At 64.4% G+C, this 13,648-nt stretch carries 15 protein-coding genes and 1 pseudogene; 12 read left to right on the plus strand and 4 right to left on the minus strand.

What is annotated here, in order from left to right:
• Window positions 1–44 precede the first annotated feature (44 nt).
• The 4 genes from ACHMXE_RS07715 (at window position 45) to ACHMXE_RS07730 (ending at window position 2,428) form a co-directional block, all read left to right on the plus strand.
• The gene (locus ACHMXE_RS07715) at window positions 45–470 is read left to right on the plus strand and encodes an energy transducer TonB (RefSeq protein ID WP_281081741.1); all 426 of its coding nucleotides are present in this window, start codon (window positions 45–47) and stop codon (window positions 468–470) included.
• A 124-nt stretch (window positions 471–594) separates the two neighbouring features.
• Entirely contained in the window at window positions 595–1,467 is an 873-nt protein-coding gene (locus ACHMXE_RS07720) for a MotA/TolQ/ExbB proton channel family protein (RefSeq protein ID WP_203208006.1), read from the plus strand.
• Window positions 1,468–1,555: 88 nt separating this feature from the next.
• Complete coding sequence (locus tag ACHMXE_RS07725; protein WP_203208005.1) at window positions 1,556–1,990, plus strand: biopolymer transporter ExbD; 435 nt, start codon at window positions 1,556–1,558, stop codon at window positions 1,988–1,990.
• A 9-nt stretch (window positions 1,991–1,999) separates the two neighbouring features.
• Window positions 2,000–2,428, plus strand: a complete 429-nt coding sequence (locus ACHMXE_RS07730; RefSeq protein ID WP_203208004.1) for a biopolymer transporter ExbD — start codon at window positions 2,000–2,002, stop codon at window positions 2,426–2,428.
• Window positions 2,429–2,492: 64 nt separating this feature from the next.
• Here the strand turns inward: ACHMXE_RS07730 and ACHMXE_RS07735 are convergent, their stop codons facing one another.
• Window positions 2,493–3,458: a GlxA family transcriptional regulator gene (locus tag ACHMXE_RS07735; RefSeq protein WP_395345276.1), complete on the minus strand. Its 966-nt coding sequence runs from the start codon at window positions 3,456–3,458 to the stop codon at window positions 2,493–2,495.
• A gap of 458 nt (window positions 3,459–3,916) precedes the next feature.
• On the opposite strand from ACHMXE_RS07735, the gene ACHMXE_RS07740 reads away from it, so the two are divergent.
• Window positions 3,917–4,507 carry a LuxR family transcriptional regulator gene (locus ACHMXE_RS07740; protein ID WP_395345279.1) on the plus strand — a complete coding sequence of 197 codons (591 nt, stop codon included), beginning with the start codon at window positions 3,917–3,919 and terminating at the stop codon, window positions 4,505–4,507.
• A gap of 95 nt (window positions 4,508–4,602) precedes the next feature.
• Here the strand turns inward: ACHMXE_RS07740 and ACHMXE_RS07745 are convergent, their stop codons facing one another.
• On the minus strand, window positions 4,603–5,199 hold the full coding sequence (locus tag ACHMXE_RS07745) for an acyl-homoserine-lactone synthase (protein ID WP_395345282.1): 597 nt from the start codon (window positions 5,197–5,199) through the stop codon (window positions 4,603–4,605).
• Between the two features lie 406 nt (window positions 5,200–5,605).
• Between ACHMXE_RS07745 and ACHMXE_RS07750 the strand changes: the two genes are divergently transcribed.
• The 6 genes from ACHMXE_RS07750 (at window position 5,606) to ACHMXE_RS07775 (ending at window position 10,046) form a co-directional block, all read left to right on the plus strand.
• Entirely contained in the window at window positions 5,606–5,968 is a 363-nt protein-coding gene (locus tag ACHMXE_RS07750; protein ID WP_203208000.1) for a chorismate mutase, read from the plus strand.
• Entirely contained in the window at window positions 5,947–6,294 is a 348-nt protein-coding gene (locus ACHMXE_RS07755; RefSeq protein WP_395345285.1) for a helix-turn-helix domain-containing protein, read from the plus strand. The genes ACHMXE_RS07750 and ACHMXE_RS07755 overlap by 22 nt, the downstream gene beginning before the upstream one ends.
• 201 nt (window positions 6,295–6,495) lie before the next feature.
• Window positions 6,496–8,172 (plus strand): phage integrase family protein, encoded by a 1,677-nt coding sequence (locus ACHMXE_RS07760; RefSeq protein ID WP_395345288.1) that lies wholly within the window; start codon window positions 6,496–6,498, stop codon window positions 8,170–8,172.
• Between the two features lie 250 nt (window positions 8,173–8,422).
• Window positions 8,423–8,803 carry a nuclear transport factor 2 family protein gene (locus ACHMXE_RS07765; protein WP_261216323.1) on the plus strand — a complete coding sequence of 127 codons (381 nt, stop codon included), beginning with the start codon at window positions 8,423–8,425 and terminating at the stop codon, window positions 8,801–8,803.
• The gene (locus ACHMXE_RS07770) at window positions 8,800–9,231 is read left to right on the plus strand and encodes a PaaI family thioesterase (protein ID WP_395345291.1); all 432 of its coding nucleotides are present in this window, start codon (window positions 8,800–8,802) and stop codon (window positions 9,229–9,231) included. Before ACHMXE_RS07765 ends, ACHMXE_RS07770 begins: the two co-directional genes overlap by 4 nt.
• Complete coding sequence (locus ACHMXE_RS07775) at window positions 9,228–10,046, plus strand: helix-turn-helix domain-containing protein (RefSeq protein WP_395345294.1); 819 nt, start codon at window positions 9,228–9,230, stop codon at window positions 10,044–10,046. Before ACHMXE_RS07770 ends, ACHMXE_RS07775 begins: the two co-directional genes overlap by 4 nt.
• Here ACHMXE_RS07775 and ACHMXE_RS07780 read toward each other — a convergent pair.
• Window positions 10,034–10,702, minus strand: a complete 669-nt coding sequence (locus ACHMXE_RS07780; protein WP_395345297.1) for a CHAT domain-containing protein — start codon at window positions 10,700–10,702, stop codon at window positions 10,034–10,036. The two genes, ACHMXE_RS07775 and ACHMXE_RS07780, sit on opposite strands and share 13 nt — an antisense overlap.
• Before the next feature lie 1,180 nt (window positions 10,703–11,882).
• Window positions 11,883–13,076, minus strand: a pseudogene (locus ACHMXE_RS07785) (tetratricopeptide repeat protein); the annotation flags it as partial.
• Between the two features lie 131 nt (window positions 13,077–13,207).
• Here ACHMXE_RS07785 and ACHMXE_RS07790 point away from each other — a divergent pair.
• Window positions 13,208–13,648: a hypothetical protein gene (locus tag ACHMXE_RS07790; RefSeq protein WP_395345300.1), complete on the plus strand. Its 441-nt coding sequence runs from the start codon at window positions 13,208–13,210 to the stop codon at window positions 13,646–13,648.

A 13,648-nucleotide genomic window follows, 5' to 3' on the forward strand; every position in this document is an offset into this window, starting at 1 on the left:
GGCCTCCGCCTCCCCGCAAAGTGGCGCCGCCTCCGCCAAGCTACATGCCTCCACCGGAGGTCAATGTCGCTCCGCCCGCAGACCCGCAGCCGTCGATCACGGCCAGCTCTGTACCGCCCCCGCCCGCGCCGGTGGTGATTGCGCCGCCGGCACCGCCCGCTGCGCCTCGAGCCTTGGGCACTCCTGCACGGATCGACGTGTCGTCTTGCGAGAAGCCTGAGTATCCGAGGTCGGCACTGCGTGCGGAAGTCACCGGGACCACACGCATCCGCTTCACGATCGATGCCTCGGGACGCGTGGCGAAAGCGGAGATAGATCGACCCTCAGGACCCACCCGAGAGCATCGATCGTTGGACGCGGCGGCGGTGGAGGTCTTGAGCAGATGCCCGTTCAAGCCCGGGACCGATACCGAGGGACAGCCAGTCGGTGGTGCAGTGGCCACTGTCGAGTACGTGTGGAAGCTCGAATAGTGCCTCGTCCGCCATCGTGCTAACCCGCCCCACATCCGCGTCCCAGGTCGCCCGAAAAGCGGCCACGCTCGATCCACGTGCCAGCGATGCACGTCCTGTCAAATTTTCTAATGGAGAAGCTCTCATGTCCTTCGTCAAATTCTTTCGCAGCGCCATGCTCGCTGTCATATCCGTCACCCTGCTTCTTGGCGCGCTGACTGCATCCGCCCAAAATGCGTCGACCCCGCCGGCGCCGGTGGCCAATGCGGCGCCCGCAGCGAACACCGATGCGAGCGCATCCTCATCGGCGAAGGGCGAAGGCCAGGGCAATGCTGCCGTTGCATCGTCTACGACCCACGCCGTCGAGAACCCCTACGGACTGAGCGCCCTCTGGGCTCAGGGTGACTTTGTCGCCAGAGGCACGCTGATCATCATGGTGATCATGAGCATCGGCAGTTGGTGCATCATCTTCGTCAAGCTGTACGAACAGCAAAAGCTGCTCAATGCCGCCAGTGCGGCCAGCAAGTCCTTCTGGAAGGCTGGCAGTGTGCAGGCTGGGGCGCAAACGCTGCGCAACGGAAGTGCCTTTCGCTATATCGCCGAACAGGGCTTGACCGCCAGCCAGCATCACGAGGGCACACTGGTCGAACAGATCGACCTGCACACATGGGTGACGATGAGCATCCAGCGCGCTGTGGAGAAGGTGCAAAGTAGGCTGCAGGACGGGCTCGCCTTTCTTGCGACTGTCGGTTCCACCGCGCCTTTTGTGGGACTTTTTGGAACTGTCTGGGGCATCTACAACGCGCTGACGGCAATCGGCGTGTCTGGCCAAGCTTCAATCGATAAGGTGGCAGGCCCCGTCGGGGAGGCGTTGATCATGACCGCCATTGGCTTGGCCGTCGCTGTGCCTGCGGTAATGGGGTACAACTGGCTGATCCGGCGCAACAAGAGTGCCATGGAGCGGGTGCGCAATTTCAGTGGCGATCTGCACAATGTGTTGATCGGAGCCAAGCGGTGAGCCTCGTCGTTCTCATACCCGCCTACCTTCTCCGAGCCCATGGAACGGTGGGCTTATCGTCGCCCACCGTCAATACGGAGTCCATCAAATGGGAATGAACCTCAGCGCCGACGGCGATGATGAGGCTTTGAACTCGAGCATTAACACGACCCCTTTGGTCGATGTGATGTTGGTACTTCTGATCATCTTCCTGATCACCATTCCGGTTGTGACTCAGTCGATCAAGCTTGAACTCCCCAAAGAGAGGAATGTCCCGACACAAACCAAACCAGAAAATATCGTGCTTGCGGTCAGCCGCAACGGTGAACTGTACTGGGGGATCGAGCGTATGCCCGACGTGGAGACCGTGGTCGCTCGACTGAAGACTATCGCAGTCAAGGAGCCGCAGCCCGAGGTGCACATCCGCGGCGACGCGGAAGTTCCTTACGAGGCGGTCGGGCGACTGGTGACGGCCTGCCGACGGGCAGGCATTCACAAGGTTGGATTCATCACCGAGCCGCCTGCGGGCAGCGCGAGTCGATAGGTAAACAAAATGGCAATGAGTGCAGGAAGCGGACACGACGATGAAGAGATCATCGTCGATATCAACACAACACCACTGATCGATGTCATGTTGGTTTTGTTGATCATGTTCATCATCACGATCCCTATCCAGACGCATGCTGTCAAGATGAATATGCCGATCCCCAGCAGCGACCCGAACCCGCCGATCGCTACGAAAGAGATCCGCATCGAGGTCGAGGCTGATGGAACGATCGGATGGAATGGGGAAGTCGTTGCAGGTCGACCGGACCTCGAGCGACGGCTGGCGACAGTTGCCGCGCAGCCCGAACAACCAGAGGTTCATTTGCGCCCCAGCAACAGTGTTCCCTATAAGCACGTGGCAGGCATCATGGCGAGCGCGCAGCGCCTCGGTGTGGTCAAGATCGGGATCGTCGGCAGCGAGCAGCTTGCGAACTGACAAGCAATGGGAAGGTGCGAAACATTCCCCCTCGCACCTGACTTGGTCTGGCCTCGCCTGGCGTTCACGCCTCTGGAAGTCCGAAAGAGCGACCGGGAGCCTTTTTGTCAGCGGTGTCCGCTCTTGAGAGTCCCGGCCCATACTGTCGGCGATACTCACTCGGCGACATCTTGAGGACCCGCAAGAATGCCCGCCGCATGACTTCTTCTGCGGAGAAGCCGCAGCGTAAGGCAATGGCTTTGAAAGACATCGGCGTTGTCTCGATCTCAACGCAAGCCCGACTGAGACGGAGCTGCTCCAGCGCGCGTGCTGGGGTGATGCCAGTGGTCCGAAGGTAAAAGCGGCCAAAGGTTCTCGGGCTCATCGACAACCTGTCGGCCAGCCTGTCCACTGATAGGCGCTCGTGCAGGTTCTCGACCATCCAAGCATGCAGGGCGATGACACGGCTGTCTCCGGTTGCGCGTTCGGCAAGGTCGCTGCGAAACCGAAACGGTGTGGCGATGGGCTCCCAGGAAGCCCCAAGCTGCGCGGTCACGCTGATTGCGATTGGCTGTCCGAGGTCGTCTGCCACCATTTTCAGCGCAAGCTTCATTCCCGAAGAGGCCGCCACTGCATCCCATAGGCGACGCGCATCCGATGGGTCAGTTCTTTGATGCGCAGCATCTGCGACTGTGAAGCCAATGGTCCCGACCGATGCGATGCGATCGATCTGCGATCGATGTTCGAAAATCCACTCTCGCGCTCGTCTCGCATGCGTGGAGGAGCTACCCAGCATGTTCAAGGCTCCCCCACCGATCACCATTACCGTGTGGATGGCTTCTGACACGTCGGAAGGCAACTCACGTGCGTTCAAGAAGGCACAGCCAGCGCCTCGGACCGGCATCGGCGAAGAAACGAACGTGTGGATCTCGTAGAACGATCTCCCATGCCGCTCGGTGTGAGCCACGTTGGCGGCCTCGAAGACGTGTATCGCTGCCGCAACATCGAAAAGTTCGAATCCGTCAACAACGATCAGCCAGATTTGCGCCATTGAAAGAGTCTTGAGGTGATTGGCGCGCCGAGAAGTTCGGCCTCAACGCTCGTGTTGGATCCTAGATGCCCCTGATTCGAAATGACTGCAAATGTGCTGGCGTGGCGAAAAAGGTGGAATATTTGTCGGTGTGCCGAATAAGACATGTTCTTAGACTGTGTTGTGGCAGATTGGTTTTTCGTCTTCATGTTTTTCGGAAGTGCACGCCGATTGACGTAGACATTCGTTCAATGAAAGATCGACAGTGAAAAAATATCGCTACCTTTCCTCTTCGGAAAAAAGACTCCGCGGCACACTGCGGCTTTCGAGGCTTCGGCTGAACGAGAGCTCCCATTCGAACGAACGGCTTCTTTCTAGAAATCAACGATGCGCTGAGGCGAGCGATAGGGGCAGCTTCCAAGTTCGAAGTCGTTGCGCGGGGTGCGAGACGTCTGGGGTTTGAGCACTGCGCCTATGGCGTGAGGTTCTTCGACTCGTTCGCCCGCCCGAAGACGCTGATGCTCAATAACTATGCGCCGGCCTGGCAACAGCGCTATCGTGAACAGGACTACCTCGCGATCGATCCGACGGTGGCGCACGGAGTTCGCTCGCGAGCTTCGTTGGTCTGGCGTCGCGAAGTCTTCGAAGCCACGCCGCAGTTTTGGTCGGAAGCGCGTGAGGCAGGCTTGCGTGTGGGTTGGGCTCAATCTTCCTTTGATCCGGATGGCAGCATCGGAATGCTCACGCTGGCGCGGTCGCGAGAGGTGCTCTCGGCGGCAGAGCTCTTGGGGCGAGGAGCGCAGATGCAATGGTTGGCGGATGCCGCGCACTTTCACCTTTCCGAGGCGCTCTGGCCGGACCAACATCGGGTGTATCCGGCGCTCACGGCTAGGGAGTTGGATGTTCTGCGATGGACGGCGGACGGGAAAACGTCAGAGGAGGTTGCCATTCTGCTGGGTGTTTCGTGTAATACAGTCAACTACCACGTCAAGAACGCAATCCGAAAACTGCATGTGACAAACAAGGCTGCGGCGGTTGCGCGTATGTTGCGTCTTCGGTTGCTGATGTGAGCTTGCGCGATGTCGTGAAGATGTAGCCCGAGCGGCCGTTCGTTAGCCCGCGAGAGGTTGGCGTTGCAGGCAGACCACGAGCATCGAGTCAGCATTCAGAGAACGGATCGAAAGCATGAGCGACTGCGCATCGAGGGTTCGATTTCAATCCGACATGCGTATACGAAATGCTGGTTCAGGCGAACCGGTCTGCCCATGCGATGCGCGACGATTCCGGCGCGTCGAAGAATGCGCTCAACGCCGAGCGGCGAAACCGTGATCAGTTCGTCCGCACCGCCAAAGGCCGCGAGCCGCATGACGACGTCCAGAAGTGCCAACGCGCGACAAGATGCGTCGCTTAGCGACTGGGTAGCTGCATTGGAAGCGTCGAGGTCGGTCACAGCGAATCTGGAAAGCTCCCATACTTTCGCGCTGCGCGGAGGCGGACGGCCGTCGAGCAGGTTCGGAAACACGTCGCTCAAAAGGTAGGGCCGATCGGTCGGAAGAAGCCGCGCAACACCGCTCAACCGAGCGTCTCGTTCCCGAGCCATGACATACAGAGTGTCGTCACGGTCGAATTGATCGAGTTCGGTGACGCCGTCGTTTGCGAGCTTCCAGCCAAGTTTTTCGACAAATACGCGATAGCGGTAGTGCGCCATTGCGGAGAACGCGCTGGTCGACAAATTGCTGGCCGTGCCTGCGACGATGTGCATGGTTCGCTTTCGCTGGGTTGAGCAGATGGATTAGATGAAAGCGGACGCAATTTAGGAACTACCAGATTTGACGAGGACCATCGGCAGGGGCCACGGCTAGGCGACTGCTTGGCGAGCCCGAACACGTTGTCTGGGGATCTAGCTAGGAGAGAAAACTCCAGGACTTTTCGGCGCACGTGGCACCGGAAAGCCTTTCGCCGGGACTTTCACGATGCCGGGGCCTTCGAGGGGAAATTGCGTCGCACGAAACCTGTGCCGGCGCACAGCGGGATGGTCCTTGCCTGGCGCGGCTCGGCGGTCGCTGCGCGCCGAGATCCGAGCCCTGTGATTTGCTTGCTATGCAAGCCTTGCTGACGATGGCGGAAGCGATAAGGATTGCGTCCAGGAAACACTTTTCATCGGACTCATGCAATCACCATCCTCGTTCTACGCGCTTGACGATCAGGCACCAGGCGCCAGCTCCGATCAAGCGCTCGTTACTCTGCAAGCACTTCACGTTCAGCTTGATGGTGTAGACGAGCGACTGCTCCAGGCACTTCGCCAGCGGTTGGACTGCTGCTGGCGCATCGGTCTTCACAAGCGCAAGCACGGTATGTCGCTTTTGGAGCCTCGGCGTATGGATTTCGTCCAGAGAAAGGCTGTGAGGTTTGGAGCCGACCACGGCATTCGCGGCGGCTTTATGCAAGCGCTCTATTCGCTGATCATCGATGAGGCATGTCGCCTCGAGCTTGAAGCCATGAAGACGCCATGCGACAGCGGATTGAGCTGACGTCGGTGCGGCGGCTGCGAGCGGCTGGATCAGATGCCTTGGTAGGACATTCCTCGTCACACAGTGATGGTGTAGGAAGCCGCTCTGCGATCGGGAATCCCCCAGGACTGCTGAGTGCCCGATGGGATAGGCAAAGCGGCAGGAACTTGCTCGATCTCCGTACAGCGGCTTGCCTGTCCCAGAAGCAGTTGGCCGGAACCTCCGGCGTGTCGTGCGCGATGATCTCTCGTCTAGAACTTGGTCAGATCCAACCGCGGCCGGACGTTCTTGAGCGAATCGCATGCGCGATCGATTTGGCGGTTACGGTTCGTTTCTGCTCCCTATGAGAGGTTGTTGGTGGGCGAGGGCAGTTTCGGAGGGACGGTGGAAAGGTGCATCATGAGGTGTCTTCCAAGCCAGATTCTTGCTTGGGACAATAGTTAGAATGAGCCAGGATAGAGCGCCCGATATCGCAGGCCTTGCATGCGTTGTCCGGCACCGGCAAGGCACGCTGGGACGCTACTATCGTTCCGCCTGCGAGATCCCACATGAAAACCCACCGTCAACGCTTGCAGCGCGCGCACTTCGCGTTCATGCGGGCGTTGATTCAGGGGCTCGATGCGCGAGCGAGTTGGGATCGGTATCTGCTGCTCGAGGGGGAATCGGCAGACATGCGTAACGTAAGGCGCACGATCGGCTGGATGCGCGATGCCTTCGCAGCCGCTGCGCGGCGGGAGCGTCGCCCCGGCACAGCGCGGCTGATCCTGCTGGACCCTGAACGCTTCTCAAGCTCGCCCAAGCTGCCGACGCTGGAGGATTTCGCGCGCGAGCAAGGTTTGGAAGACTTTTCCCATGCCGAGCAGATCGAGGCTTACGAAGCTGCGCATCCGGGCGCGGGTTCCAGCGACGGTGCTGGGCAAGGCGCCGCGAGTTCGCGTCGCGCGCGGGTGGTGCAACGCCAGCTTGAAGCGCTGCGCTGGCTCGAAGACCTGACGGCTGAAGATCCTCGAGCTGACGATCCCGTATCCGCTTGGCTGAATCCCTTGCTGGCTGGCCGATTGGAGCGTAGTGGTTTGAGTACGCTGCGGGAGTTGGTGGAGCACGTCAATCAGAGCGGTTCGCGTTGGTGGGTCAGGGTGCCCGGGATCGGTGCGCACAAGGCGGCTCGAGTGGTCGAGTGGCTTCAAGCGACTGAGCAAGCACTCGGTCTGCGCGTGGGGCGACACGCGCTACGAAAGCGTTCACAACTTGCGTTCGATGAGCTCCAAGCGGTGGTGCAGCCCGCGTTGGAGCTTCGGCCTCTTGAGAAGCTGATGCTCCCGCCTTCTCTGGACGGCAGCAGTGGAGCTTTTCGGTGTGCTCCATCGATTGAAAGCAAGTCGTCTTCGAACAACGATGTCGAGGCTGTTCTCGAATGGATTCACAGCCGGGGTGCTCCATCGGGTTTGGAGTTCTCGTCGATGCCAGCGGTGCTCACTGCCACTCAGCGGTCCTATCGCAAGGAAGCCGAACGTCTGCTTCTGTGGGCTACCCTCAAGCGGGGCAAGCCTCTGTCGTCGCTCACAGCAGATGACGTCAGTGCTTACGCGGATTTCATCGTCTCACCGCCCGCCGCATGGTGCGGTCCGCGTCACCATCAACGCTGGTCGCCGATGTGGCGACCTTTTGAGGGTGCGCTCTCTCCATCAGCACAGCGCCAGGCGCTAGTGATCCTGCGAGGACTTTTTTCGCATCTTGTGCATCGGGGGTATCTCACGTGCAGCCCCTTTGTGAGCCACGCTTTGCCTGTGATTGCTCCGTTGACAGTGCAGCCTGATCACGCAGATCCAATACAGTGGGATCTCCTAGATCGGCAGTTGGGACTACAGAGCGACGACGAGGCGGCGCGTCGGCTGCGTCGGGCGCTGCGATGGATCCGCGCCACCGGTTTGCGAATTGGTGAAGTGGTTGCGCTGCGTTGCGAACACCTTGTTCCGCCTAGGCTCGAAGAAGCTGCCGACGCCGATACGGCGTGGCTACTCGAGGTCAAGGATGCGGAAGGCGTGACCAAGCGACTGCCGATTGCGGCCGCGCATGTACGCGAGCTGGAGGAGGAACTGGCGCGCCATGGACTCGAGCCACGTGTGGACGCGCAAAGCAATCGCGGCGTTGCGGTACTTGCGCGCTTCGATGCGGGGGGGCTCAGACCCGCTCCTGGTCGGCTTCGGGATTGCATAAGGCGATGAAGCGTTTCCTGCTCGAGGCGGCACAGGGACTGGACGAGTTGCAGGCATCGCGGGTTCGACGTCTTAATACGCACGATCTACGCCGTGTCGCGCGGCGCGCGACGCCTGGATCTGCCTCGGCATGAATCGCGCAGGGAGCGCATTCGACTACGTGTGAGGTCATCGACAACCCAGGCGTCGCGTCGCATGATGGCCGACGTCGGCCGGCCAGTTGGGCCCCGGCACCCCTCCCGGATTCGAAAGCCTCCCCATGCCCACAGCAGAGACCCTCGAGAAATTCATCGCGCGCGTGGAGTCCAACTTCCACGCCGAAGCCCTCGCCGAGTTCTATACCGAGGACTCGTCCATGCAGGAGAACCAGTCGCCACCGCGCGTGGGCCTGGCCGCCAACATCGCGCGCGAGCGCGCCACGCTGGCCCGCGCCTCCGCAGTCCGTTCGCAGTGCGTGCGGCCGGCCTTCGTGCAAGGCGACCATGTCGCGATCCGCTGGATCTTCGAGTTCGACTGGCTCGACGGCAGCAGCAGCCGCATCGAGGAGATCGCCTGGCAGCGCTGGTCGGGCGAGCGCATCGCGTCGGAGCAGTTCTTCTACGACCCCGCGCAGATGGCGCCGAAGAAGCCCGCGCCATGAGCGAGCCCAAGCCATTGGCCCATGCACGCGCGGTGCTGCAGGCCCAGCCCTTCAGCGTGCTGCTGGGCACCGAGATCCTGGCCTTCGGCCCCGCGCTCACTGAACTGCGCCTCGCGCTGCGGCCCGAGCTCAAACAGCAGCACGGCTTCGCCCATGGCGGCGTGCTCAGCTACCTGGCCGACAACGCGCTGACGTTCGCGGGCGGCAGCGCGCTGTCCGATGCCGTCGTTACCGCCGAGTACAAGATCAACTACCTGCGTCCCGCGCAGGGCGCCACGCTGCTCGCGCGCGCCCGCGTGCTGCACGGCGGCAAGCGGCAGGCCGTCTGCGCCTGCGAGATCTTCGCGATCGATGCCGAAGGCGGCGAGAAGCTGGTCGCCGTCGCGCAAGGCACGATCTCCGCGATGGGCGAGCGGCCGGCCGCGTGAGCATCGCGCTGATCCTGCGTCGCACGCGGCTCGAGCACGGCATCAGCCAGCTCGAACTGGCGGGGCGCCTCGACGTCTCGCAGCGGCACGTCAGTTTCCTCGAGTCGGGCCGCGCGCTGCCGAGCCGCGGCCTGATCCTCGCGTGGATGGCCGAGCTGGGCGTGCCGGTGTCGGTGCGCAACGCAGCGCTGTTGCAGTGCGGCTTCGCGCTGCCGCAGCCCGACGAGGACACGCAGGGCGCCGAAGCCCATCTCGTGCGCGAGGCCGTGCGCCGCACGCTCGAGGCACACCTGCCGCATCCGGGCCTGGCCTTCGATGCCGACTGGAAGACGGTGGAGCAGAACCGCGGCGCGCGCTGGCTGTCGTCGGTCGTGATGCCCGGGCTCTGGCGCACGGCCGGCGGCGGCGGCATGGGCCTGGACATCATCACGGCCATCGGCCATCCGCAAGGGCTGCTCTCGCGCGCCCGCGAGCCCGAGGCCACGGCCGCCGCGCTGCTCACGCAACTGCGCGCCGAAACCTGGAGCCGGCCCGCGCTCGCCTCGCGCGTCGAGTGGCTCGCACGCGCGCTCGAGCGCCGCTACCCGGGCCGTATGCCCGAGCGCGGCCGTGCGGTCGGCGTGCCGTATTTCAGCTTCGTCTTCGATACCGAGTTCGGCGCGCTGTCCTTCGAGGTCATGCAGAGCGTGTTCGCGCTGCCGCAGGACGTGACGCCGGCCTCGCTGCGCGTCGAGATGTGGTTCCCGCGCGATCGCGCCACCGCCGAGGCGATGGCGCGCCACGTGCCGCTGCAACCGGCGCCTCAGGTGCCGTAGAGCACGAACGGCGCCCAGTAGACGGGCTTGCGCAGGCGTTCCCCGTACTCGCCCTCGGCGAAGGCGCGCTTGGTTTCCGCCAGCGCGCGCTCCACCGGCAGCTTGCGCTCGATGCGCGCGAAGAAGGCCTCCATGAAGCGCGCCGTGCTCTCGTCGCTGACCGGCCAGAGCGTCATCACCGTGTTGACGTTGCCCGCCACGTACAGCGCATAGGGCAGCCCCATCACGCCGTCGCCCGCCACCACCTTGCCGATGCCGGTCTCGCAGGCCGACATCACGACCAGGTCGCTGCGCAAGGTGTAGCCCGGCCATTCCGCGGCCGTGACATAGCCGTCCACCGACGGCGGGTTGTCCACCTGGCCCAGCACCAGCGCGCTCAGCGCCGGCACGCTCGGGCTCAGGTAGCCGTGCACCGAGAACAGCAGGTGCCGGTACTTCGCGAGCTCGCCGCCGCGGTCGAGCCGCTGCAGGTTCTGCTCGGTCGCGTCGGCGCCGCTGATCAGGTCGATCTGGCGATGCCGGAACACGCGCGCGATGCTCTCGAGTTCGCGCTGCGTGCCGGGCAGGTTCTCCCAGCTGTTCTCGGCGCAGTTCCTCGACCGCCGCGCCGATGCCTTCCTCGCTTTCCGCCGAGGCGCGGGCCGACAGCAGCGCATCGTCGCCGGCGGCCGCGCCGCGTTTGCCCGATGGCTGCGCCGCGCCAGCCTGGCCTTCGTACACCGGATTGCCGATCGCCAGCATCGCCTTGCGCGGTGGCAGGCGGCCGTAACTGGCGGAGCGGCGCTGCAGCAGCTCCATCATCGAAAGCGACTGCACATAGCCCACGCTGTGCCGCTGTGCGAGCAGCTCGCCGTCGACCGGCAGCGCCTCGAACGGCAGCATCGCGAGCGCGCCATCGGGCGAAACAATCAGCCGCCGCCGCGCGCCGATGCTCGCCTGCAGCGGCGCGATCAGCCGCTTCGACAGCCATTGCCCGATCGGCGCCGCATCGCTCACGCGTTGCGCGCCTTCCTGCGGCGGCTGGGCGGCCGGTGCCACGCGATAGCGCTCGGGTCCGAGCTGCCACACCGCCTGTCCCTCGCCGAGCGCATCGCCCACGAGTCGCCGGTAGGCATCGATGCTGTCGGCCAGGCCGGGCAGCGGTGCGAGCTCGGCAGCCTGCAGCAGCCCGCTGCCATCGACCACGAAGGCCATCACGCGGTCGCCATCGAGCAGATAGCTCACGAACACGCTGTCGGCCGGCAGCAGTCGCTTCGCATCGGCCAGCGAGGCGATGTGCGGCTGCGACAGCTGCGCGTACTTCGGATGCTGCGCGCGCAGCCGCCGCTGCAGGTCGGCATAGGACAGCACCACGCGGTTGCGCTCGGCCTCCAGCGTCTGGCGCCGGTCGACCTGCGCACCAGTCTCGTCGAGGCTGCGGTCGATGCGTGCCAGCTCGGCCTCGTGCCGGTCGACCGCCTCCTGTTCTTTCGCGGGGAGCAGCCGGCCGCGGTTGGCCTGCTGCAGCGCCGTGCTCTCGATCAGGGTGCGCGCCTTCGACAGCTCCGCGATCTCGAAGGCCCGCGCGTTCTCGCCGTCGCGCACGCTGGCCAGCGCGTGGTGGCGATAGCCCTCCACATAGCGTTCGAACAGCGCACGCCGGCTCTTCACGCTCAGGCCATGCTGTGCGCGCAGCGACTCCACGTCGCGCTGGAACCGCGGCATCAGCGGCTTCACCGTGTCGAGCCGGTCGGCCGCCAGCGCGGCGCCCATGCGCTCGATCAGCGACAGCAGCGTCTCGGGATGCGCGTCGCCGAGCAGCGCGCGCCGGCCCTCGTGCGCGCGCTCGAACAGCGCGAGCGCCTCGTTCGCATCGCCGGCCGACAACACCGAGCGACCCAGGCTGTGCACCGCGGCCAGCGTCAACGGATGCTGCTCGCCCATCAGCGCGACGCGGATGTCGAGCGCCTCGCGCGAGCGCTGCGCCGCTTCTTCGTGCCGGCCCTGCGCCTCGAGCACGCTCGCGTAGACGTTGAGCGCGTAGAGCGTGTCGGGATGGCCCGCGCCGCGCACGGCCGCGAGTTGGGTCCAGGCCATGCGCGCCTTCTCGTGCGCCGCGCCGAGCCGGCCCATGCGGCGCAGCTCGATGGCCTCGGCGCTCGCGGCCCGCGCGCTGCGCGGATCGGCGTCGCCATGGGCGGCGGCCGTGAGTTCGTGCACGCGCTGCGCATAGGCCAGGGCCTCGCGGTGGCGGTACAGCGCCGAGTAGGTGGCCGACAGGCTGGCCAGCGAACTCAGCGTGTCCGGTGCCTGCGCGCCCAGCACGCGACGGCGCGCTTCGTAGACCTGCTCGTGCAGCTTCAGCGCCTCGGCGAAACGGCCGAGGTCGGTGAGGTTCACCGCCACCGCATTGCGCATGCGCAGGGTTGTCGGATCCTCGGCGCCCCATTGCGCCTGCGCGGCCGCGGCCAGTTCCTCGCCGATCGCCAGCGCCTCGCCGTAGCGGCCCGATTCGCCGAGCGTGCCCGCGAGGTTGTGGCGCGCGACCAGCGTGTTGCGCGCGGCCGGGCCGGCCGACTTCAAGGTGAGGCGGTAGATCTCTTCCTGCAGCGCGAGCGCCTCGCGGCAGCGGCCGACCTTGCACAACTGCAGCGCGAGTGCGTTGCGGCCCGACAGCGCCGCATTGGCCTCGCGGCCCCAGAAGGCATCGCGCCAGGCCGCGCGCTGTTCGAGCCAGGCCAGCAGCGCGGCATCGTCGGCGCGCGCATCGCTGGTGTCGGCGAGCCGGCCGAGGATCAGGTCCTTCGCGAGGAAGGCCTCCATCGACAGCGAAGCGGCTTGCTCGCGCGGCAATTGCTGCAGCGCGCGGCGAAGCCGTTCGTCGCTGTCGCGAAAGCGGCCGGCTTTGTCGAACGCGTCGGATTCGCGGACGAGGCCGCCGACTTCCGTATAGGCCGGGCCCAGCGGCGGAAACGGCGGCGCGGCCGCAGTGGCCAGCGGCAGCAGAAGCAGTGAAAGCAGGAGGCGGTGGAGCGACGTGGGCAATGGCATCTTTCGCGCGGTGGATGCCCCGAAGCTAAGGGCGCCGGCGCCGCTGCACGACTACGAGCTTTCGTAGCGCGCGGCCCGCTGCGATGGCGCGAGACTTTCGTCTTCGGCAATGGCGAATGGCGAGGCAATCGATGTTTAGAGGAAAGTTCACACCCCTGGTCTTCCTGCTCTGCGGCGCGGCGTACTGCCAGGTCGCCTCCAGCCTCGAGCTGATCACCGATGCCGAGGCGAAGCTGCCTTCGGCCTATCTCGAGAACAAGCGCGCCGGTCTCACGCGCGGCCCCGGCATCGAGGTCGCGAGCCCGAGCACCGAGGCCGGCCGCGAGGCGGTCACGCTGAAGATCGGCTTCAAGCCGCGCGGCGGCGTCGTGATCGATCCGAAGACGGTGAAGGTGCAGTACATGAAGGAACCGGTGGTCGATCTCACCGAGCGCGTGCGGCCCTACATCAGCGACGCCGGCATCGCGATCGACGCCGCGCGCGTGCCAGCGGGCGAACACCAGCTGCGTGTGCAGGTCGGCGACACCGAGGGGCGCGTCAGCAGCAAGTTGATCCAGTTCAAGGCGCAGTAG

It is taken from the genome of Variovorax sp. UC122_21 (assembly GCF_044056785.1).
GTDB lineage: Bacteria > Pseudomonadota > Gammaproteobacteria > Burkholderiales > Burkholderiaceae_C > Variovorax.